Source organism: Gemmatimonadales bacterium, assembly GCA_019637315.1.
GTDB lineage: Bacteria > Gemmatimonadota > Gemmatimonadetes > Gemmatimonadales > GWC2-71-9 > SHZU01.
Map to the genome: position 1 here is coordinate 62,385 of JAHBVU010000006.1, position 21,650 is coordinate 84,034.

Annotated in this window: 17 protein-coding genes; 9 read left to right on the top strand and 8 right to left on the bottom strand. The window is 66.4% G+C overall.

Annotation, left to right across the window (positions count from 1 at the left end):
* Positions 1–9: 9 nt before the first annotated feature.
* From acpS to KF785_07415, 8 genes are all read right to left on the bottom strand, one after another.
* The gene (gene acpS / locus KF785_07380; GenBank protein ID MBX3146581.1) at positions 10–393 is read right to left on the bottom strand and encodes a holo-ACP synthase; all 384 of its coding nucleotides are present in this window, start codon (positions 391–393) and stop codon (positions 10–12) included.
* Positions 384–1,079 carry a hypothetical protein gene (locus tag KF785_07385; GenBank protein ID MBX3146582.1) on the bottom strand — a complete coding sequence of 232 codons (696 nt, stop codon included), beginning with the start codon at positions 1,077–1,079 and terminating at the stop codon, positions 384–386. The genes acpS and KF785_07385 overlap by 10 nt, the downstream gene beginning before the upstream one ends.
* Positions 1,079–1,675 (bottom strand): hypothetical protein, encoded by a 597-nt coding sequence (locus KF785_07390; protein MBX3146583.1) that lies wholly within the window; start codon positions 1,673–1,675, stop codon positions 1,079–1,081. Before KF785_07390 ends, KF785_07385 begins: the two co-directional genes overlap by 1 nt.
* A complete protein-coding gene (locus tag KF785_07395) occupies positions 1,672–2,382 on the bottom strand; it encodes an HAD hydrolase-like protein (protein ID MBX3146584.1) in 711 nt (236 codons plus the stop codon). Before KF785_07395 ends, KF785_07390 begins: the two co-directional genes overlap by 4 nt.
* Before the next feature lie 184 nt (positions 2,383–2,566).
* Positions 2,567–3,904 (bottom strand): sigma-54-dependent Fis family transcriptional regulator, encoded by a 1,338-nt coding sequence (locus KF785_07400; protein ID MBX3146585.1) that lies wholly within the window; start codon positions 3,902–3,904, stop codon positions 2,567–2,569.
* A 75-nt stretch (positions 3,905–3,979) separates the two neighbouring features.
* Positions 3,980–4,873, bottom strand: a complete 894-nt coding sequence (locus KF785_07405) for a diacylglycerol kinase family lipid kinase (protein MBX3146586.1) — start codon at positions 4,871–4,873, stop codon at positions 3,980–3,982.
* A 6-nt stretch (positions 4,874–4,879) separates the two neighbouring features.
* The gene (locus tag KF785_07410) at positions 4,880–9,352 is read right to left on the bottom strand and encodes a translocation/assembly module TamB (GenBank protein ID MBX3146587.1); all 4,473 of its coding nucleotides are present in this window, start codon (positions 9,350–9,352) and stop codon (positions 4,880–4,882) included.
* Positions 9,352–11,475 (bottom strand): BamA/TamA family outer membrane protein, encoded by a 2,124-nt coding sequence (locus tag KF785_07415; GenBank protein ID MBX3146588.1) that lies wholly within the window; start codon positions 11,473–11,475, stop codon positions 9,352–9,354. The genes KF785_07410 and KF785_07415 overlap by 1 nt, the downstream gene beginning before the upstream one ends.
* Positions 11,476–11,647: 172 nt before the next feature.
* Between KF785_07415 and dacB the strand changes: the two genes are divergently transcribed.
* The 9 genes from dacB to KF785_07460 all read left to right on the top strand — a co-directional run bounded on the left by dacB (position 11,648) and on the right by KF785_07460 (position 21,638).
* A complete protein-coding gene (gene dacB / locus KF785_07420) occupies positions 11,648–13,165 on the top strand; it encodes a D-alanyl-D-alanine carboxypeptidase/D-alanyl-D-alanine-endopeptidase (GenBank protein MBX3146589.1) in 1,518 nt (505 codons plus the stop codon).
* A gap of 46 nt (positions 13,166–13,211) precedes the next feature.
* Entirely contained in the window at positions 13,212–13,754 is a 543-nt protein-coding gene (locus KF785_07425) for a cob(I)yrinic acid a,c-diamide adenosyltransferase (protein MBX3146590.1), read from the top strand.
* A complete protein-coding gene (gene aroB, locus KF785_07430) occupies positions 13,748–14,842 on the top strand; it encodes a 3-dehydroquinate synthase (GenBank protein MBX3146591.1) in 1,095 nt (364 codons plus the stop codon). Before KF785_07425 ends, aroB begins: the two co-directional genes overlap by 7 nt.
* Before the next feature lie 288 nt (positions 14,843–15,130).
* Entirely contained in the window at positions 15,131–16,027 is an 897-nt protein-coding gene (locus KF785_07435; protein ID MBX3146592.1) for an RNA polymerase sigma factor RpoD/SigA, read from the top strand.
* An 84-nt stretch (positions 16,028–16,111) separates the two neighbouring features.
* The gene (locus tag KF785_07440) at positions 16,112–16,756 is read left to right on the top strand and encodes an LON peptidase substrate-binding domain-containing protein (GenBank protein ID MBX3146593.1); all 645 of its coding nucleotides are present in this window, start codon (positions 16,112–16,114) and stop codon (positions 16,754–16,756) included.
* A complete protein-coding gene (locus tag KF785_07445) occupies positions 16,753–18,174 on the top strand; it encodes an FAD-binding protein (GenBank protein ID MBX3146594.1) in 1,422 nt (473 codons plus the stop codon). Before KF785_07440 ends, KF785_07445 begins: the two co-directional genes overlap by 4 nt.
* Positions 18,171–19,379 (top strand): FAD-binding oxidoreductase, encoded by a 1,209-nt coding sequence (locus KF785_07450; GenBank protein ID MBX3146595.1) that lies wholly within the window; start codon positions 18,171–18,173, stop codon positions 19,377–19,379. The genes KF785_07445 and KF785_07450 overlap by 4 nt, the downstream gene beginning before the upstream one ends.
* Positions 19,372–20,646, top strand: a complete 1,275-nt coding sequence (locus tag KF785_07455) for a 4Fe-4S dicluster domain-containing protein (protein MBX3146596.1) — start codon at positions 19,372–19,374, stop codon at positions 20,644–20,646. Before KF785_07450 ends, KF785_07455 begins: the two co-directional genes overlap by 8 nt.
* Positions 20,643–21,638, top strand: coding sequence for a folate-binding protein YgfZ (locus KF785_07460; GenBank protein MBX3146597.1), 996 nt, complete (start codon positions 20,643–20,645; stop codon positions 21,636–21,638). The genes KF785_07455 and KF785_07460 overlap by 4 nt, the downstream gene beginning before the upstream one ends.
* Positions 21,639–21,650 lie beyond the last annotated feature (12 nt).

The window sequence follows — 21,650 nt, forward strand, 5'->3', positions numbered from 1 at the left end:
CGCGGTCGCTCAGGACTCGAGAATCGCGGTCGCGACGGCCGACAGGTCGGAGTGGGTCAGGGACACATGGATGCGCGCGCCGACCTCAGCGTCGACAACCTGCTTGGCGAGGCCATGCAGCGCAATGGTCGGTCGACCCGATGGGGCCCGGATCACTTCGATTTCACGCCAGCCGACGCCGCGCGCATTGGGCAACGCCTGCAGCGCCTTGTAGACCGCTTCCTTGGCGGCCAGACGAACCGCCAGATGCCGGGGCGGATGCGGCATGGACAGGACGTAGGCAAGCTCGGCACTGGTCAGGAGCCGATCCAGGACGCGGCGTCTATGCGCAGCGAGCATGGCTTCGGCACGTGCAATGTCGACCACATCCACGCCCAGACCGATCAGCGCCATGGCAAACTCCAGAACCAGCGATGGACCGGATCGAGCCAGATCGGCCGCGGCAGGTAGCCGCCCAGGACCAGACCCAGCCAGATCGCTCCGGCAACACTGACCGCAAGCGCAACGATCCAGGGCCGGAGCGACGGCCGCCACTCGGCTACCTGCGCAGCTCTGCTCTGCCAGACCGCCAACTCCCGACGCACTTGCGCCTCGAGCTCGTCCCAGGCGTCCTCGAGCGCAACCGCCGCCTGGCGCACTTCATCCCACCAACCATCTCCCGCGCTGAATCCGCGCGCGACCCGTTCTTCGACCACGATGCCCGCTGCATCCAGCCGCGCGGCCAGTACCGCCCGATCCTCGGCGCTTGGCAGCAAGGCCACCAGTCGCCGGGCCGGGTAACGCGACTGATACGCGGCCCGCTCCATCTGTACACCTGCCGCAGCAATGACCGCGTCGGCAACCCGACCGGCCGCAGTTCGCCACAGCTCCAGCCAGACGTTCCGATCCAGCGCAAGCCGGGCCCCTGCCTCGTCGCCCGCCAGACGGAAGTCTCGCGCGGCGGCGGTCCGATCGAACAGCTCCGAAACGAGGTCCAGTCGAATCAGGTCGAGACCCACCGTCGGATCCTCGAACTGGCGCGTGGCGTCCGCCAGGCGCCCCAGGTACGGCCCGATCTCGGGCAGCTCGTCGGTCGCCATCACACGCGATCCCAGACCGGGCGTTCACCTGGCTCGAGCTCGGCAAGCGCCACAGCGGCGGCGTGCCCCGTCCGAGCCGCATACCGCTCCGCAAAAGCAGCCAGCGAATCGGGGGAGCAGTCGCTCCGCGGCAACCGGAGTAACTCAACTGCGGCCTCGATCGCAGCGGCGCTGCCCTCGACTTCGACCAGAACGTCCATCCTCGGGTACCACTCGAGCCTGACAACCGCGCCTGCCACCTCGTAGTACTCGACGAAGCGATCGATGGCGTGACACTCCCGGTAGCCGAGGGCCGCGACGAGCGACTCCGCCTCGACCACGTCGTCCGTCGTCAATTCGTGCTCGGCCCGCAGCTTGTAGCCGTCCTCGACCCGAACCGGACCCTTCCAACCGAGCTGACTGCTGACCGCCCCATCTGTCGCGCTGCGGCAGGTCCGAATCCGGAGTACCTCGCCGCGGTCAGTCAGCTCGCGCTCTCGATCATAGCGCCGATCGGCCAGCCAGCCGGTAAAACCGCGGACCGCCCCCGACCGTTCGAGCACTGCGCGGATCCGCTCAGGATCGGCGACCACAGCTTTGAGCTCGCGCTCGATCACGCCGACGTTCCGAGGATGGCAGCGGCCACTCGTTCGGTATCGCTCAGATCATCGAACACATGGTGCGCCCCTGCTTCCGCGAGATCCTCCGGGCGGTAACTCCCGGTTGCGACAGCCACGGACACGGCGCCGATGCCGTTGCCGCACGTCACATCAGCCGGGGTGTCACCAATGATGACCACGTCAGCCCCGGAGGGCACCCTGCCAAAATGGGACAGTGCTCGCTGCGCAGCGATGGCCGGCAACTCGGCCCGAACCGCATGGTCGCAACCATAGGCGCCAACCGCAAAGCCCTCCGGCGGTATCTCCACAGCCCTGAGCTTGATGGCAGCGCCACGCGCCACGTTGCCGGTGAGTAAACCAAGCACGATGCGCGTGTCGCCGCGGAGCGTTTCGAGCAGCGGGCGGACCCCCGGCATGACGGTTGCCTGATGAGCCGTTTCGGCCAGATCGCGTTCGAGATGGAACAGATAGCGGTCGATCACCCGACCAATCCGGTCGTGGTCGCGGGAGAGCCGATCGCCGCCGGCTTCGAGCAACTCCACCACGATCTGCGGATCGGTCTTGCCGTCGAAGCGGACGTGCTCGACCGCTGCCGCACCGATCGACGTCTCCTCGGCCAGGGCAGCCAGAATCGCACGCCGCCCCGCTCCGCCGGAGAGCAGCAGAGTACCGTCGATGTCAAAGAGCACCAGGCGCTTCGTCACGAGGTCGCGTCCGGGCTGGCATCCGCGCAGGCACGACAGACGGTCACACCCTGAAAAGTGCAAATCAAACAGACGAACGTTCCGCAGCGCTCGCACGGATACCCCTCCGAGGCGCGTTCCTCCCGACCGCAGGCTCGGCAGATCATGGCATCCGTTACCGGTTTCTTCTGGCTTTCCACCTGGGTCACTCCGTGATGTTGTACAACTTGACCTTGTTGATCAGGGTTGCCCGGGAAATACCAAGTTCCTTGGCGGCACGGGTCCGGTTGCCACCATGATAGCGCAACGTCCGGTCGATGTGCTGATGCTCGAGCGCCTCCAGGGTCATCGGTGTATGACGACGGTCGCCCATTCCCGATCGGGCCCGGAATTCCCCTGGAAGGTGCTCGACGTTGACCGCCGGCTGTCCCTTGGCCACCATCATGGCCCGCTCCAGCACGTTCTTCATCTCGCGAAGATTTCCCGGCCACGGATAGGCGAGGAACCGCTCGTGAACATCCACAGCCAGCGACTCGGGCCCATCGGGCAGCTGAGTCCTGAGATCCGCATGCAGCAGCGCCACCAGGCCAAGCCGGTCTTCCTGACTCCGCTCCCGAACCGGCGGAAAGGCCAAGGGCATCACACTGAGCCGGTAGAAGAGGTCCTCGCGGAAGGTCTCCGCCTCGACGGCCTCCGACAGATTGCGCCGGGTCGTGACCATCAGGCGGGTGTCCACGCTGATATCGTCGGTGCCACCCAGGCGGCGGAAGCTGCGGGTTTCCAACACTCGCAACAGCTTGGGCTGGATTTCCTCGGGCAGGTCGCCGATTTCCCGCAACAGCACCGTCCCACCGTCGGCAAGCTCGAGCAGGCCGCGACGACGCTCGGTTGCTTCGACGAAGACCCCACGCTCGTGCCCGAAGAGCAGCGACTCGAGATAGGTCGCATTCATGCCGGTGCAGTTGACTTCGAGGAACGGCTGACCCGATCGGGGACCGAGATCGTGAATGATCCGTGCGGTCCAGGCCTTGCCGACACCGGTTTCACCGTTGAGCAGAAGCGTCGTCCGGTCACTCTGCGCCAGCAGCGAGACCTGCTGGACGAATTGCTTCATGACGCTCGAGGTGCCCAGCGAATCGAGTCCGTGGGGCGACGCGGTTCGCGCCAGCAATGCCGATGCAACCCGACGAGCCTTGGTCAGCAAGGCTGCACGCGAAGCCGCGGTCAGCACCACGTCGGCATCGCCGGCGGCATCGAGCACCATGGTCGCGCCGGAGCGCATGCCGAGAGCCACTCGTTCCGACCCGGGCTGATCACCGAAGAGCACGACCGGAACCTGCCCTGCGCCAAGCGTCTGGATCGCCTCCGGGGTGCCGAGCGACAGAGCCAGCAGCACGGCGTCAGGTCGAATGCGTGGCAGCGCACCGAGGGCTGCATCGACCGACAGCTCGCGCACCACCTCGTGCCCCGCTTCCTCGAAACGGGCGCCAATGGCACGAAGCGTGGCAGGATCGTCATGTACCAGCAGGATCGAGTCCGTCATGGTCAGGTCCCTGAAAAGATCGAACGAATCGACTGCCCGTCCCCACGGCGGGCAACCGGACGCATTCCCCTCTGACTACACCAGCACCCGGATCGCCCCCGGCACCACCGTCGCCGTAAAGGGCGTTTCACCGTACAGATCACCATCGAACTGCGCCGGTTCGGCGGGGTGAGCCTCGACCCGCACCTGCCGGCCCCGCGCATAGGTCAAGTATGGCGTCTCACCGGCGTCCAGGGCGACATTGGCCAGCGCCCGAACCAGGCTCCGCGCGGCTTCCCACGGAGTATCGGCATCGATGATCAGGACGTCGAACAATCCGTCGTCGAGCGCCGTCTCGCGGTGGACCCGAACGAGGGGCGGAATCACCTCGCCACAATTGAGTACCATGACCAGTGCCGCATCGCGTTCGATGACTCGTCCATCGACCGTTACGGCAAACTGGCGCGAGCGAATCTCGGGCATGACGCGAAACAACGAGTTGAAGTACCCGCCGATGCCCAGGCGGCGCTTCTCCTCTGTCCCTGTCCCGCCCATGACCCGCGCATCGGCGCCGGCCCCGCAAGCGACCCCGAAATACCGCTGTCCGACCGCATTCTCCAGCAAGCCGAGATCGATCCGCCTGGGGCGCCCGCGGAGAATCAGCTCAGCAGCCTGAACCGGGCCAAGCGGCAACCTCAGGTTGCCCGCCAGCACGTTTCCGGTACCGCCGGGAACCAGCCCGAGCGCCACGTCCGTACCAACCAGCGCCGACGCCGCCTGCATCGTGGTGCCATCGCCGCCGAAGACGGCCACAACGTCGACCCCGCCGGCAACCGCCTCCTTGGCGAACCGTCGGGTATCCTCGGCAACGGAAGTTTGACGCAAGTCGATCGACCACCCCGCCGCTTCAAAGACACGCCGTACCGTGTCGGCCACGTCCGGATTGGTCCGCGCCGCCACCGGATTGGCAATCAACAACGCTCGAGCCATCGCGTACTAGTACTCCCGATCCCATTTGATGTCCGCGCCGAACTGATACCGACTCGGCCGGATCAAGCTGGACGCCACCTGACTCAGGCAAGACTGCACCGGTTCCGCAGCGACCTGGACCTTCATCGTCGGGTGGAGTCGATATTCGAGGCTGGCGCCAAGATAGCGCCGGTTGAGTTCGACCTGGAGGCCCTCGACCACACATCCCCCAAGGCTCAGTGTCGCGAACAAGCGCCGGGTCAGCTGCCGACCGAGCGATAGTCGCGTCACCGAGCCGCCCGTGGCAAGCGCCGTGTTACCCTGAGCAAAGCCCGGGCTGATCTCGACCAGATCGAAGGGCGAATCTTTGGAAGAAATCAGCGAGCGTTCGAGCTCCGAAGTCAGGACCTTGCTGGCCAGCGCCGCAACGACGCGACCCTGATCATCGAACGCGCCGCGTACACCACTCGATACCGTGCCAAAGACGAGCAGCGATACCAGCTCGCGCTCCGGAAACTGCTGCCGACCAGGCTCACTCGTCAGCTGCAGGTTGGGCGCGAGCAGCGTTCCCGTAATCCGGGCAATGATCGGGTAATCGGCGGTCCCGGCCGTCGTCGATGACACCGTTCGCACCACATAGCGAGCAGTCAGATCGAGGCTGGCGTTCATGTCTGGCGTGTTGAAGTACCGGACGGTGCCCTGCTCGACTGTGAACGTCCGGGCTACCCCAAGCCCGGGCTTGAAGGTATAGGTCCCGCGCGGAACCGTCAGTTCGCCACTGACGCGAAACTCGCTCCGGCCCGCGCGCCGACGCTCCTTGTTGACGGAGACCTGCCCTTCGAGCTGTACGTTGGCTTCGCTCGAACGAAGCCAGACATCCTGGGCTACCCGGACGTTCAAATCACGAATCGTGAGCGAGTCGAGAAAACGGCTCTGGAACTGAGCTCCCAGACCCTCGGCCCGAAGCGCCGTCGTGTCGACGAGATCGAGGTTGGCCGGGTCCTCGAGGTTGATCACGTTCTTCGACAACAGGTCGGCAAAGTAGACCACACTGTTGGTCGCGCGGACGCTGCCACTCAGGACCGGCCGAACCAACGGCCCATCGAGCGCAACGTCACCAGTCGCCCGGAAGGTCAGATACTCGGGCACGTCGATCAGCAGGAAATCCCGGGCGGATAGCGTGAGGCCGAGTACCGGCGTGGTCAGCCGCTCGAGCCGAACGGCGCCCCCGATCCGGGCCTCACCGATATCGCTGCGGATCACGGCCGAGTCCGCGATGACCGAGTCGCCTGCCAGACGGATTCGCCCGAACATCGGCCCGTAACTGACGCCCAGCCCGGGAACATAGACGGCCGCGTCTGCGACGGTTACCTGTCCGCTCAAACGGGGAGCTTCCCAGGAACCCTCAACCTGCGCATCGAGCGCAAGCGTACCGACCACGCCTCGAAGATTCTGGGTCAGTGCTTCGATCACCGCGAGGTCGACGCTGTCTGCCTGACCCCGGATGACGAGTTCACCTGGAATCTGGCGGCGCGTGACGTCACCCATCGAAAGGTCCAGAGGCAGCCGCGCGTCGACGTCCAGAATCGGACGCCCGGTCCGCCAGAAACTCAGATTGCTCTGCAGCAGGCGACTGTCATAGTTGAAGACGGCCCGCACCAGCGGAGCTTTGACCTGCCCCACGACCGGTCCGGTCAGCGTAGCTGACCCCCGGAAGGTAGGCGACTCGAGCGTGCCCGCAGCGCGGAGGTCGACGCCGAGCGAGCCGCCGATCCCTGCCGTGTCACGCTGGGCCAGGGCGTAGAGGTCACGCAGCGAAATCCCGGATGCCTGCAATCGGACCCGCCCTTCGCTTCGGCCCGGTAGAACACCTTCCATTCGGATCGAACCCGAGCCGTCATCCGTGGCAATCAGCACGGTATCGGCTTCCATCACGCTGTCGACGGTAAACTGGGCTGACCGCTGCAGCTGCCACTGCCGGCCAAGCAGTCCGACGGCCAGTGAATCGACCTGCAGGATCCGTACGCTGTCCGCCCCTACCCGCCACTGTCCCCGCGCTGCAACCCGGGCCGCCGTTCCGCTCGCCCCGCGAATGTTCCAGCCAAAGTCGGCCGGTGTGCCCAGCAACCCAGCCTCCAGGTCGGCGAAACGGAGCTTGCCATGCGCCAGCGTGTCGGCCGAGATGGTGAGCCCGAAGACCAGGCTGTCCGGGGCCGCCCCCGCGGCTTCGAGCTTGACGGTCCCGAGCCGCACCTGGTTGCGCAGCCAGGCAGCGGAATCAAGACGGATCTCGGCGAGAGCATTCCAAGCCTCGAGCGAGCCGTCGAGCGAGAACGTTCCCCGAGCCCGACCGCTCATCAGGTCTTCCTCGATCAGATCGCTCCGACGCAAACCGGCCAGTTCGGCCGCGAGACTGTCGAACGGCGCGAGATTGAGCGCCGCAATCGTGCCTTTGAGGCTGCCCCGATGCGGCTCGGACCAACCGAAGGTACCCGCCAGGTAGGCACCACCACCGGGCCAGACCACGCCAGCCGTGTCAACCGTGATGAGGCTGTCACGGATCGCGAGACGAGCCCAAGCGGAGTCGAGAATGAAGCTGCGCACCGAGCTGCGACGCAGCGCCAGATCGATCACGGCGTCCGGGGCCACCGCCGAATCGATCACGCCGGTCAGCACCGCCTGTCCGGCCAGACTGGTGGTCGGCCCGGTCGGCGTCAGCATCGCGAGGTTGGCCCGGTCGAAGCTGACTCGGAGACCATCCGCACCGAAACGCGGCGGCTCCAGGCTGGTACGCCCGATGAACTGATACGCACCGATTCCGCCGGCCAGACCACCTTCGACCCAGAGCGAGTCGAGATAGCCCAGCATCCTGAGGGAGCCGGCCACCATGCCCTGCAGGGTCAGCGTCGGGAAACTGCCCCGGATGCCGTCGAAGGCCAGGGTGTCGACCGTCAGGTCCGCATCGAGCCCCAGCGTCTCGGTTCGAGTATCCAGACGCGCCCGGCCACCGAGCACGCTGCGCGGTTTGGTCCCGTCCACGTGCTCGACCCGCCCCTGATAGGTAACGTTCTGCCAGGGGCCGTCGAGGCTGCCCGCCAGACGCAGGCGCCCGTCGAGCGCAACCGCCGGAGTGACCAGGCGAATGGTCCGCAAATCGAGGTCCGCATACGGAATCCGCGTCTGCTGAAAGACCATGCCCTCGGCGCCTCCCATGGACAGCTCGCCTTCGATGGTGAGGCGGTTGCTTCCCCCGTCCGGCACCCTGCTGTCCTGAAAGAGCCAGTCCGCGCTGATCGTCATGGCATCGAAGAAACCGGTGGCCTGCAGCGGGCCGGACAATCGACCAGCCAGGGGGAGCGTGTCGAGGAACGGTCGCACCGCCTCCAGGTCGAGCGATTGAAGGTCGAGCGTCAGATCTCGGAAGCCGAGCCCCCGATAAACGTCCACCATTGCCACCATCCGGCCGCGGACCCGGCTGCCGTCACCCGCGACATCGAGATCCCGCACGTCGTACACGGAACGGCTCCCGGCCGGTGACGTCGCCGTCACCTGTCCCCGCCCGCGCAGCGCCGGGAAGTTGGGTGAGATCCACCGCAGGTCGACCAGGTCGAGTGTCGGCGCCTCGAGGCGGAAGTTGTAGAGGATGGTATCGCGCGGCCAATCGATCCGGCCGCCGCCCCGCACGATCGTATTGGGCAGCGCGGCCCGCTCGACCTCAAAGAGCAGACTGTCTCTGCCTTGTGTCAGGGTAGCCTTGAGGTCGCGAACGGTAATTTCCGGATCGCTGATCGACGCCGTCAGCGAATCGATGGCCATCGAGAACGGCGCGTTGTCGGGTGACGAGATGGCCAGCAGCCGGAAGCGTGCGGTCAGCCCTCGCAACGTGCGCTCGATCATCAACGCATTGCCGGGACGTTCCGCAAGCTCGATCCGGCGGCCCGGCTTGGCTCGCTCAGCGGCGAGCGCGGAGTCTCTCTGAGCGGCGGTCCGCAGCCGGCCATCGGGGTTCCAGGGCAGCCGGATCGTCACGTGAGCGCGATCGAGCGCCAGATCCTCGATCAGGACCAGCGGCTTGGTCCGCTTGACGGTGTCGGTCGAGGGCAAACCGAGACCGAATATCTCTTCGTAGTTGAGCCGCCCCCCACGATGCTGGACGATCTCGAGCCGGGCATCGCTGACGCGGGCATCGCGAAAGACGAAACGTCGAGCCAGAAAGTCCCCGAGCCGGTAACCAACCTCGATCTTGGAGGCATCGACCAGCAGTGCGCCAGCCGTGTCACGGATCACCACCGAATCGAGAGTCAGGTCGCCCAGGAAGTTGCCTCGAATCCCTCCGATCCGGATCGAACCCTCGACCAGCCGGGCCGACTCCTCGGTGAGCACCCGCGCCAATAAGGCCCGGCCGGGCGCCAGCGTCGTGAGCGCCGCACCCGTGCCAAGCACGGCCGCCAGTACCGAAACGGCAAACACGAAGACGGTGCGCACCAGGCTGCGGAGCATCAGAAGGCCTGCCCGACCGAAACCTGCAGGTTGAACTTGCCGGTCCGGGGCTTTCGGTAGTCGCTCCGCACCAGCGTCAGTTCTTCGTCCAGCAGGGAATAGAGACCACCAGCTGCGTAAGGAGCGTTGGTATAGGCGATGTCGGCACGCATCGGGCCCAGCGGTGTGCCGAAACGAATCCCGATGCCCGGGGTCACCCGGAAGGCAGCCCCCGACGCGAGCGAGCCGCCCCGCTCCCAGACCGAACCGGCATCGACAAACAGCGCCCACCGCAACCGTCCGCCCAGCAACGGCGATGGCAAACGCAGCTCCAGGTTGCCGACCGCGAGCGTGTTTCCACCGATCGGGGCCACCTGCACCGAGTCGGCATCGATCACGGATCCGTCCTCATTCAGGTTGCCTGCGGAGGTGACGTAAACCACGGGGCCAAGTTCGTTCCGGTCGTAACCCCGAACGTCATTGGCCCCTCCGGCATAGAAGCGCTGATCGGGCGGAATGAAACTGCCCTCGCCGGCACCGAGACGAAGCCGCGGCGACACTGCGGCGCCCGCCTTGACGTGCGCCGCTAGCACAACTTCGCGACCGAGGGGCGTATACCAGGAGGCCTCTCCGACCAGCCGCGTGAACTCGGACAACCGGCTCGACCCGACCAGAGGGGAACTGACCGTTGCCTCGAGACTATAGAAGGACCCCCGGGTCGGATCGAGGGGGTTGTTGACCCGCTGCCGACTGACCGTGCCGATCAGGGATGCGGCCAGACGTCGCTCCCGGAGCTGTGCAATGTCATCCTGCCGGCACGCCAGGAAGAAAGCGCAGAAGCTGACGGCAGTTGCCTGAGTCGATCCGTAGGCCAGTCGATAGGTGAGCGAGAACGGCACCCCCCGCTGACTCTCCCGCGTGAACGTGACGCTGGTGCCAATTTCGTCGCGCAGGTAGATCCGGTACTCCGACCGTCGCTCGCCGAATACCGTGCCCGTAATCGCGTTGGACGGCGAGAGGAATGCGGGCCGACGAATCGACGCCGAGAGGGCGTAGTTGACTCTGCTCGATCCGATGGTATCGGCTTCCAGGCCGCTGCAGACCGTCGAAGCAAGCGGGTCGAGCGCCACACCCAGCTTCGACACCGAGCCGTTGAAATCGAGCTGCCGACCGCGCCCGCCCACGTTGCGCGCAGTCCACCCGGCGTTGGCACGAAAGCAGTCGTTCGTGGCAATACCCAGCCCGGACCGGACCCGGAAATGGGGCCCCTCCTGAACCTGAATCGTAAGCGGAACCGCCGGGTCGCCCATGGTAAAACGTGTCGTGTCGATGTCGACCGTCGCGAAGCGAAAGAGACCCGACTGATAGAGATTGAGCTGGCTGCGATAGATGTCGGCGTATCGAAAGGTCCGCCCCGGTCGCGCAGCAAGCAGCGACCGGACAAATGATGAATCGACCGATTCGGTACCCTCGATCCGAATCGGGCCGAATACCGCAGGCGCTCCGGGATCAGCCACCAGCTCGATGTCGACGATTCGCGCCTCCCGATCGAGATCACGCCGACCAAGCAGCACCGTCGCCGATGGATAGCCACGATCCCAGAGACGACTCTGGATCGTGTCGGCGGTCGCCTCGAGCCGGACATACCGGTCGTAGGGCATCCCGACCTGCAGCGGCAGATCGCGTACGATCCGGGGCCGATCCGGCAGTGAGTCCAGTCCCGAGATCGTCAGCGATCGAACCCGTACCGGCTCACCTTCCGTGATCAGGAAGGTGATGTACGCATCCGTTTCCGTGCGGACGATCGAGGTATCGATCTGCACATCCATGAACCCGTTGAGCTGGTACAGCAGGCGCAAGCGAGCCAGGTCGACACGCAGTTCCCGCTCATTGAGACGACGGCGCTCGCCCAAGCCTAGCCAGCTGACCATCGAGTAGCGAACAAAGAAACTCGAATTGGTCGTGGCGATCGCGGCCTCGAGCGTCACCGCATCGAGCGATCGATTGCCCTTGAACGCGAGATGCCGAATCACCAATCCTTGATCCTGCGCATCGAGGTCGACCGCTGCAAATCCCAGCACCAGGGCGAGCGCCAGACCCCGGCCGATCCGGCGCAAACCCGGAACTGCCAAAATCCGCAACATGGCCCCGCCAAATGCGGGCCGAAACCGGTTCCAAGCCGAGCATGACCGCACTCGCTAAATCTAGTCTACTGTTGACGTTACGCCATGCTGTGCTGAGATTCCACCGGCCTGACGCATGGCGGCTCGGCCGTCTGACTTCCGCGCATGCACCCCAAAACGACTGACTAGGTACATGACACTTTCCTCCGCGTCGATCCGGACAGCGATTCTCATCACCTTGCTGGCGCCAGGTCTGGCCAGCTCGCAGTCGCTGACGAAGAGCCTGACCCATCGACTCAACCAGGCTCCGTTCGATCGCCACCACTGGGGCGTTGCCGTCCTCGACGAGCGAGGCCGACTGCTGTTCGGCCACAACGCCGAGCGGCTCTTCACGCCAGCGAGCAACACCAAGCTGATCGTGACCGGGGCCGCGACGATGCTGCTCGGCCCCGACACCACGGTCAGAACCCCGGTCTATCTCGACGGGCCGGTCGAGCAGGGTACGCTGCGGGGTAACCTGATCCTCTACGGCAACGGCGATGCGACCTGGGCCCGTCGTTGCTACGCCGTGGATACCCTGGCCGCGGGGGCGTGCCTGACCGATCCGTTCGCCCCGCTCCGCCCCATTGCCACTGCGTTGAAGCGCGTCGGCGTCCGGCAGGTGAGCGGGCAGGTCATCGGTGATGGCAGTTTCTTCGAACCGATCACCTACCACCCGACCTGGGAAATCGGTGACCTGGTCTGGGGCTACGGTGCGCCCGTCTCCGGACTCGGCTTCAACGAGAATACCATCCAGGCCACCATCCGCCCCGGGCCGACGCCCGGCGCCCTGGCCTCGATTGCACTCTGGCCCGATCTCGGCGCCCTGACCGTCGAGAACCGCCTGATCACAGTTCCCGACTCGGAACGAACCGAGATCGACTGGGCCCGCGGGCCCGATGGCGTGACCGCCGTCGTCACAGGCACCATCCGGGCAAGCGAGCGCGAACGACGCAATACCCTCGCGGCCCCCGACCCGAACCGCTTCACCGCCCTGGCGCTGCACCAGGTGCTCGCCGACTCCGGCATCGTAGTGCTCGGCGGCGTCTCCGGCACCACCGACCCGCTCGCCACGCAAGCAGCTCGTCGAGGGCAACCGGTCGCCGAGATCGTATCCCGCCCGATTCGCGACTGGGTCTTCCCGGTTCTCAATGTCAGTCAGAACTGGGTGGCCGAAATGCTGCTCAAGCTGCTGGGCAAACGATTCGAATCGGAAGGTTCGTGGCAGGCGGGACTGCGGGTCGAACGCCGCTTTCTGATCGACGTGGTCGGCGCCGACTCGACCCAGTTTTCGATTCAGGACGGTTCCGGCCTCTCGGCCCAGAACAGCGTCTCACCGCTGACCTTTGCGCGGCTACTGGCGTTCATGCAGCGGCAACCGCAGTACGCCGCCTTTGCCGCCGGGATGCCGCAAAGCGGGTCGGTAGGGTCCCTCCGCAACCGATTCCTCGCGACGCCGGTCGCGGAACGGGTCTGGGCCAAGACGGGCAGTATTGCCCAGGTCAACAGCCTCTCGGGATACATCGGGGGCACCACCCTGGGGGAACCCCACTGCCGGATCTTCAGCGTTCAGGCCATGAATCACATTCTGGGCGGGCAGACCATGATTCGCGCCATCGACAGCGTCGTCAGCGACATCGGTGCGCAGAGCCGCTGCAACGTCAAACGATGAAGGGGCGGACTATACTTCCCCCGTTCCCATGGAAGCGAAGGACGGCGTGAAGATCTATACCCGAACAGGCGACAAAGGGACCACCGGGCTCTTCGGCGGAGGGCGGGTCCCAAAGTCACACCCTCGCGTGGCGGCCTATGGCGACGTCGACGAGCTCAACTCCGTCCTTGGCCTGGTCCGCGCCACCGGGCCGGATCTGTTCGACACCGAGTTGGAGCGGATCCAGCGCGACCTGTTCTCCATCGGCGGCCACCTGGCCACCCCGGAGCCGGAGAAAGTCCGGGCCGCGCTGGCCAAAGCCGAGCTCAGCGAGGCCCGCATCGAGGAACTTGAGCGTCTGATCGACGCCGCCGACGAACAGCTCCCGGCGCTCCGGGCTTTCGTCCTGCCGGGAGGCACCCTCAAAGCCGCTCACCTCCACGTGGCGCGAACGGTCTGCCGCCGCGCTGAACGACACGTCGTAGCCCTGGCGGCGGACGAGGAGATTCCCACCCTGTTCGTCGGCTATCTCAATCGGCTGAGCGACCTGCTGTTTACCTGGGCCCGGCTCGCCAACGCCCGCGAGGGCCGCGGCGACATTACATGGTAGCCGGCCCACGAATCCTGGTCCGCCACGGTCTCGGAGAGTATCCCGTCATCATCCGCCCCGGCCTGCTCGACGACCTCGATTCGCTTGCAGAGGAAGTGCTGCCGGGACGGCGCCTCGTCGCGATAACCGACCGCAATGTCGCGCGCGCTGTTCCCCCAACCCTCAAGTGCCCGTTCCTGGTTGTGCCGCCCGGCGAGAGTTCCAAGACCCGCCGGCGCTGGGCCGACCTGACCGACCAGCTCCTGGAACTCGGTCTGACCCGTCAGGGAGCGCTGGTTGCGGTCGGAGGGGGCGTCGTCGGTGACCTGACCGGGTTCGTGGCCGCCACGTACCTGCGCGGAATCCCGTTCCTCCAGGTCCCCACCTCGCTCCTGGCCATGGTCGATGCCTCGGTCGGCGGCAAAACCGGCCTCAATACCAAGCACGGGAAGAACCTGGTCGGCGCGTTTCATCCCCCGGCTGCGGTCGCCGTCGACCCGCTGGCCATCCGATCGCTCCGGTCGGCCCATGTCCGGGGCGGCCTGATGGAGGCAATCAAGCATGGGGTCATTGCCGATGCCGCATACTACGATTGGATTGCCGACTCGACCCGCACCTTGCTGGCGCGCGACCCTGTCGCGGTCACCCGCCTGGTCACCACCAGCGTGACGATCAAAAGCGAGGTCGTCGGGGCCGACGAAAAGGAGGAAGGACGGCGGGCCATCCTCAACGCCGGGCACACCGTGGGACACGCGCTGGAGCGCTGGTCAGGGTACCGTATTCCACACGGCGATGCGGTTGGCATCGGCCTTCATGTGGAAACCGTGCTGGCGGAGGATCTGGGGCTCGCGCCGCCCGGAACCGCTGACCTGCTTCGGAGCCGCCTCACTGCACTCGGCTTGCCCCTGACACTGCCGCCCGCGAGCGACGACGACGCCTTGCTCGAGGCCATGCACCATGACAAAAAGGTCCGCGATCATGCCCTCCGCTTTGCGCTCCCGCGCGCGCCGGGCCTGCTGGCATCGCTGAGCGGTGCATGGACCACAGCCGTGTCGGACGACAGCGTTAGGCAATCGTTAGGCAGGGCTCGTACACTCTACCAGGCCTGAGGTTATCCACAAATCGGGGCCAGGCACGAGCAAGGCGTAACCCCTTATCCTTCAATCGATTACGGAGATAGTCCCCGGAATTGTGGATTCCGGCTTTTGCCGTCATGTCGATGAAAACCGCAAGTCGTTGACTGCCTAACGAATCGTCATGTTGACAGCCTAACGCTATTGACTGCTCCACCGGCCGATTCCTAGATTGAATGCCGGTTTTCCTGAACCAAATCGCCGTCGTCACGAGCTCGCATCGCCGAGCCTCAAAGCAGCCGACCGTCTCCCAGCCGAGGTTGTATGCGCACGTACCGCGATCGCCGGCCGCGCTCGCTTAGCCGGTCTTCCGCTGGTAGTTCCTTCGACCAGTACCTGCTGGACATCCGCAAGTTGCCGATGATCACCGATCCCAAAGAGGAGATTCGGCTGGCCAAACGCGCCCAGAAGGGTGACGTCGACGCCATGGACCGACTGGTGACCGCCAACCTGCGGTTCGTGATCTCGTACGTGAAACGATTCCAGGGACACGGCCTCGACCTGGGCGAGCTCGTCGCCATTGGCAACGAGGGCTTGCTCAAGGCGGTCAAGAAGTTCGACCCTGCCCACGGCGTAAAGTTCATCAGCTATGCCGTCTGGTGGGTCCGCCAGTGCGTGCTCAAGGCCCTGGCAGAACAGACCCGCACCGTCCGCATCCCGCTCAATCAGAATGCCGCCCTGCTCCGAATGGCCAAAGTGGAAAGCCTGCTGTCGCAGGAGCTGGGTCGCTCGCCCACGGACGCCGAAACCGCCCAGGTCCTGGGCGAATCAGTCGACACCATCCGGTCGGCGCGACTGGTTTCGACGGTCGAGATGTCACTCGATGCACCGGTCGAACGTAGCGAATCAGGGTCAGCCACCTTTGGCGAGCGCGTCACCGGCGCCGCCGGCGGCGAGATCGAGGATTTCGTCGACACCGGGCTGCAGCGTGAGTTTCTGGCCAAGCTCTTCGAGACCTATCTGACTCCGCGGGAGCGGCGCATCCTGGCCCTCTACTATGGCCTGGATGAGGGTTCCGAGTCGCTCACGCTGGAAGGCATCGGCTCGATGCTGGGCGTTACGCGCGAGCGGGTTCGCCAGATCCGCGAGCGCGCCTTCGAGAAACTTCGCAACTCGCCGGAAGTCCGCTGTCTTCGTTTCCCGCCGGCAGAGATGGCCTGACCAGCCGGCAGCCTGAACCCCGATGGAACCGCGGGAGCGCCATGGCGCTCCCGTTTTCTCTTCGGCTCCGTCTACATTGCGGGCATGGCCAGGTTTCCGCTCTTTCCGCTGCCGGTCGTCCTCTTCCCGGGGGCCCTGCTGCCACTCCACATTTTCGAGCCGCGCTACCGGGCCATGATCGCCGACTGCGCCGAGGGCAATCAGCGTTTCGTGTTGCTGCCCCCGGGCAATGACGACGAGGCGCCGGCGTCGGGAACTGTGGGAACCATCGCCCGGATCCGGGCGGTCCAGGCCCTCGCGGATGGCCGATCGAACATCGCCGTGTCGGGCGAGGAACGGGTCTCGCTGACGGCCGTGGCGGCGGCTGATCGACCTTACTTGATCGGCGACGTCACTCCCCTCGATGACCTCGACGAGTTGCCGGTGTCACCTGCCGATACCGCCCGCTTGCTGGCGCTGGGTGAGCGGTATGTTGTCGCCCTGAGCACGATGTCTGAGACAGATGCCGACGCCGACCTCGCGGTCGATCCGGGGACCCTCACGTTTCAGATCGCGTCGCTGACAGAGTGGGATTTCCCGACCAAGCAGCACTTTCTCACGCTCCGCTCGCCTCGTGAACGAGTCGAGCGGTTGCTCGAGGCGCTACCGGCCCAGCTGGTCGATGTGGAAGCACGCGCGGCGACCCACCGCGGCGCCAAGCTCAACGGCAAGGGCAAGCACCCCGTATGAGCCTGCCGGCTGACCTTCGCGATGCGCTCGCCGCCATCGTTGGCCCGCGCTGGGTCAAGACCGCCAATGCGGAGCGGCGTACCTACGAAACGGACGGGCTGCCGACCCATGCCTCCCTTCCCGCGCTCGCCGTGCTGCCGGGCTCGCGCGCCGAAGTCATCGCGATCATCCGGCTCCTGGCCGAGCGAAACGTGCCCTGGGTGGTGCGTGGCGCGGGAACCGGTCTCTCGGGCGGCGCTCTGGCCGACAACACCACGGTTCTGATTCCGCTGACCCGCCTCAACCGGATCCTTTCGATCGATCCTGTGTCGCGACGCGCGGTCATCGAACCTGGCGTCGTCAACGCGAGGCTGTCGGAGGCCGCGGCCCCGTACGGGTTGTACTACGCGCCGGATCCGTCGAGTCAGGCCGCCTGCACGATCGGGGGCAACGTGGCGGAGAACGCCGGGGGACCCCACTGCCTCAAGTACGGCACCACCACCAACCACATCGTGGAAATCGAGGTGGTCCTTGCCGATGGGTCCATCGCCCGGCTGGGCAGCCGTCAGGGCGAGGCGTGGGGCCCGGATCTGGTCGGGCTCTTCGTCGGCTCGGAAGGCATGTTCGGTGTCGCACTCGAAATCACCACTCGACTGGAACCGACCCCGGCGGCGGTGCGCACCTTGCTGTCCGCCTTCGACTCGGTCCGGGGTGCGAGCGAAGCGGTCAGCGCCATCGTCGCATCCGGGGTGGTCCCTGCCGCGCTCGAACTGCTGGACCGAGCCTGCGTAGTGGCCGTAGAGAACTCGATCTACGCCGCGGGCTACCCCACCGACGCCGAGGCTGTCCTGCTGGTCGAGCTCGACGGTACCCGCGCATCCGTCGATGCCGAGGCGCCGCTGGTCGAGGCTATCCTGCGGCAGTTCAAGGCCAGGTCGATCCGGTCGGCCGAAACCCCCGAAAGCCGGGCCAAGCTCTGGCAGGGTCGCAAGAAAGCATTCGGAGCCCTGGGCAGAATCACCGCTGACCTGGTGGTGCAGGATGCGGTGGTGCCGCGCTCGACCCTGCCCGCCGTCCTCGACACCATCACGGCCATCGGCCAGCGGCATCGTCTGCTGATTACCAACGTCTTCCACGCCGGCGACGGCAATCTGCACCCGGTCATCTGCTACGATCAGCGCGACCCCGACCTGCGAGATCGCGCGATCCAGGCCGGCCGCGAGATCATGGAGGCGTGCGTCGCGGCCGGCGGCAGCATCACGGGCGAGCACGGTGTCGGCTCCGACAAGATCGACTACATGCCGCTGATCTTCGACGAGACGAGCCTCGCCACCATGTGCGCCACCCGGAAGGCCTTCGACCCCTCGGGTCGAGCCAACCCCGGCAAGGTCGTGCCGATCCACAGCTGCCGCGAGTGGCGCGCCGGATGGGTCGAATGAGCCACGCCATCCACCGCACCCTCGCTGCGCAACTGGGAGACGCCGTCACGCTCGATCCGTCCGGCCTGCCGCGAGTGGCGCCCGCGTCGACGGACGCACTGGCCACTGCACTCGGCGTTGCCAACGAGCATCGCTGGCGAGTCCGGATCGAGGGCCGAGGAACCTGGATGCCGGCCGATGCACCGGCCGACCTGGCAGTCACGACTCGGCGGCTCGATCGAATCACCTCGGTGGCCTCCGCCGATCTGGTGGCCACGGTGCAAGCAGGTGTCGGAATCGGCGCGCTGGCCCATGCGCTTGCCACGCACCGTGCCTGGCTGGCGCTCGACCCGCCCGGCGCGCCGGAACGGTCGATCGGCTCGGTCCTCGCCACCGCCACATCCGGTCCAGCCCGCTACCGCTTCGGCACCGTGCGAGACCACGTGCTCGGTACCACGGTCGTCACGGGCGACGGTCGAGTCGTTCGGGCCGGCGGTTCCGTCGTAAAGAATGTGGCCGGCTATGACCTGACCAAACTTCAAGTCGGTGGCTTCGGCGCGTTCGGCGTCATTGCCGACGTCAATCTTCGCCTCCGGACACTGCCGGCCGCCCGGCTGCTGCTGACAGCGACCGGGCAGCTCGATGCGCTCTTTCACACCGGCCGAGCGCTGGTCGATGCCTCGATCGACGCGACCTCGATCGAGTTGCTCTCGCCCGGCGTAACCAACCGAACCGATTGGATGCTGCTCGTGGAACTCGCCGGAACCGAGGCCGGCGTCGATGCGGAGCTGGCCCGCACCGCAGCACTGGCGCCAGTGCTGCGCCCCCTGCCGGAGAGCGACGCCGGCATAGCGACCGCGCTGGCTCAGGCCTTCCTCGAAGGCCCGATCTCGCTCCGTGCCGGCGCCTTGCCGCCGTCGTTGCCCGCTCTGGCCGACGCCGTCGAACTGCAGCTGGGAGCAGGACGGATGAGCCTGGGCGTTGGGGGAGGAGGCTTTCGCTGGGCCGGCAATGCATCGATCCCAGACCTGCTCGACTTCCGACGATCGCTTGCCGAGCAGGAGGTGCCGCTCACGATCGAGCGCGCCCCCTGGAGTGTCCGCCAGACGATCGGCCACTTCGGCGCTTTTCGGGAAGGAGTCGGCGCCCTGACGAACCGGCTTCGCGCCGTCTTCGACCCGAGCAACATCCTGGCCGCCCCACTCGAAGGACAGCGCGATGGCTGACGACCGCGGCGGCTTCAGCGCGCTCGATCCGTGCGTTCATTGCGGATTCTGTCTGCCCGCCTGCCCGACCTATCTCGCGACGGGCGACGAGAGCGACAGCCCGCGCGGCCGCATCCTCCTGATGCGCGCTCTGGAGCGCGGCGAGATTCCCCCCGACGACCCCGCCCTCGGTCAGCACCTCGATGCCTGCCTCGGCTGCCGGGGCTGTGAACCCGCCTGCCCGGCTGGCGTTGGGTACGGCCGCGGGCTCGAGGCTGCCCGGGAACGCCTGGTTGCGCACCGCGGCCTCCGCCCCGCCGCGCGGGCCGTCCTGGGCGTCTTTCGGCGACCCTGGTCCTGGCGTCTGGCTATGGCAGGGGCTCGGGTCTTCCGGGCCAGCGGACTGGCCTCCCGATGGGCCGGATCCGGCCGATTAGGGTTCCTGGCCGGGATGGTAGAGGCCACCGAGGATCGTCGTCCAGCCGCCCGTTCGATGCGGTCACGGCTCCCGGGGCCCGCCCCCCGGGGCACCGTCGCGATCTTCCGTGGTTGTGTCATGGACGGCCTCTTCGACCACGTCCACGCGGCAACCTGCCGAACACTGGAAGCCAACGGATACCGGGTCGTCGAGATCGCCGACCAGGGCTGCTGTGGCGCCCTGCACGACCACGCCGGCGATGCGGCCGGTGCCAGGGCGCTGGCCGCCCGCAATGTGCGCGCGTTCCTGGGCCAGGCCGATGCCGTCGTCGTCAACAGCGCCGGCTGCGGAGCCCTGCTCAAAGATGCGGGCCACCTGCTCGGCAGCGGGGACGCCGAGCGGTTTGGGCGCTCCGTCCGAGACGTGACAGAGTTGCTGGCCGATGCCGGGCCCCGACGCGGCGCCTCGCTCCCGCTCGAGGTGTGCTATGACGCCCCGTGTCACCTGCAGCATGCGCAGCGAATCCACAAGGAGCCGCTTGCCATGCTGCAGGCCATTCCTGACCTGACCGTCCGCGTGCTGCCCGGCGCCGATCGCTGCTGCGGCAGCGCCGGGATCTACGGCGTGCTCAATCCCGAGATGTCCCGCCAGGTGCTCGACGACAAGATTGCTGCCATCCGGGATGCGTCGCCCCGACCGGCCTTCATCGCCACGGGCAACCCCGGTTGTCTGATGCAGATCGGCGCCGGACTGCGGGCCGCCAACCTCGACATTGCCGCCGTCCATCCGGTCGAACTGCTCGACTGGTCGTATCGCGCGGCTGGCTTTTACGATGACCCGGCCACGGCGTCCTCAAACGGCAACGAATGATGGATCGCGTTCCTCGCTCTCTGACCCAACTCGCTCGCCTGCGAAATGATCCGCTCCGGATTCCCGACCGGCTCGCCATCTTCCGGATTGCCGGACCCGGAGCAGAGCAATGCCTGCAGGGCCTTTTGACCAACGACGTCAGCAAGCCCGGCGTGGACACGATGCTCTACGGCGCGCTGCTCACCCCCAAGGGTATGATCGTGGTCGACTACTGGGTCATTCGGCTGGCCGATGGCTTCCTCTTCGCTACCGATCTCTCGGCGCAGCAAGCCTCGCTCGACCTGTTTCGGCGCCAGCTTCCACCCCGGCTTGCCAAGGTGACCGACCTGACCGAGAGCTGGGCTGCCCGATGGCTGCTGGGCGAACGGACCGATCCATGGGTGAGTCTCGCAGACAGCCCGCACCCAGAGCCGGGGCGGGCCCACCGGCTACCCGTTGGTTCGGGAGAGATCGTCGTTGGAGCACCACCGTCCAGCCGGGCCGGCTTCCGCTACCTCGTGCTCGGTCCGTCCGCAGTGCTGCCCGATGCAGACGCCATTCTCGGGGGTACCGGCGCGCTGGGTGAGATGGGCGATCTCCGTACCGCGCGAGTCCTTGCCGGGTTTCCAACACTGGGCGTGGAGATCGACGACCGGACCCTGCCTCAAGAAGTCGATTTCGACGGCATTGGCGGTATCTCGTATACCAAAGGGTGCTACGTCGGGCAGGAAACGGTGGCCCGCCTCCATTTCCGAGGACATGCAAACTGGCTGCTGCGGGGCCTGGAAGTCACCGGCGACCGCTCAGGGCTGACCGATCCCATCGAGCGGGACGGCAAGCCTGTGGCTCGCATCGGCACGCTGATCGAACTCGGTCCTGACCACGCCATCGGGCTTGCCAAGGTCCGCAGGGAGGTGGAGCCTGGGACTACCCTGGACTTGGCGGGCGTGACGGTTCGCGTCGCAGGGCTGGAACCCGGGCCGTGGTTCATCCCGCCGCAAAGCTTGGCCTGACCGCCGGAAAAC

What these genes read in the sequence shown, in the direction of transcription:
- acpS (MBX3146581.1), bottom strand. Translation starts at nt 393, where the DNA reads ATGGCGCTGATCGGTCTGGGCGTGGATGTGGTCGACATTGCACGTGCC.
- KF785_07385 (MBX3146582.1), bottom strand. Translation starts at nt 1,079, where the DNA reads ATGGCGACCGACGAGCTGCCCGAGATCGGGCCGTACCTGGGGCGCCTG.
- KF785_07400 (MBX3146585.1), bottom strand. Translation starts at nt 3,904, where the DNA reads ATGACGGACTCGATCCTGCTGGTACATGACGATCCTGCCACGCTTCGT.
- KF785_07405 (MBX3146586.1), bottom strand. Translation starts at nt 4,873, where the DNA reads ATGGCTCGAGCGTTGTTGATTGCCAATCCGGTGGCGGCGCGGACCAAT.
- KF785_07410 (MBX3146587.1), bottom strand. Translation starts at nt 9,352, where the DNA reads ATGCTCCGCAGCCTGGTGCGCACCGTCTTCGTGTTTGCCGTTTCGGTA.
- KF785_07415 (MBX3146588.1), bottom strand. Translation starts at nt 11,475, where the DNA reads ATGTTGCGGATTTTGGCAGTTCCGGGTTTGCGCCGGATCGGCCGGGGT.
- dacB (MBX3146589.1), top strand. Translation starts at nt 11,648, where the DNA reads ATGACACTTTCCTCCGCGTCGATCCGGACAGCGATTCTCATCACCTTG.
- aroB (MBX3146591.1), top strand. Translation starts at nt 13,748, where the DNA reads ATGGTAGCCGGCCCACGAATCCTGGTCCGCCACGGTCTCGGAGAGTAT.
- KF785_07435 (MBX3146592.1), top strand. Translation starts at nt 15,131, where the DNA reads ATGCGCACGTACCGCGATCGCCGGCCGCGCTCGCTTAGCCGGTCTTCC.
- KF785_07440 (MBX3146593.1), top strand. Translation starts at nt 16,112, where the DNA reads ATGGCCAGGTTTCCGCTCTTTCCGCTGCCGGTCGTCCTCTTCCCGGGG.
- KF785_07445 (MBX3146594.1), top strand. Translation starts at nt 16,753, where the DNA reads ATGAGCCTGCCGGCTGACCTTCGCGATGCGCTCGCCGCCATCGTTGGC.
- KF785_07450 (MBX3146595.1), top strand. Translation starts at nt 18,171, where the DNA reads ATGAGCCACGCCATCCACCGCACCCTCGCTGCGCAACTGGGAGACGCC.
- KF785_07455 (MBX3146596.1), top strand. Translation starts at nt 19,372, where the DNA reads ATGGCTGACGACCGCGGCGGCTTCAGCGCGCTCGATCCGTGCGTTCAT.
- KF785_07460 (MBX3146597.1), top strand. Translation starts at nt 20,643, where the DNA reads ATGATGGATCGCGTTCCTCGCTCTCTGACCCAACTCGCTCGCCTGCGA.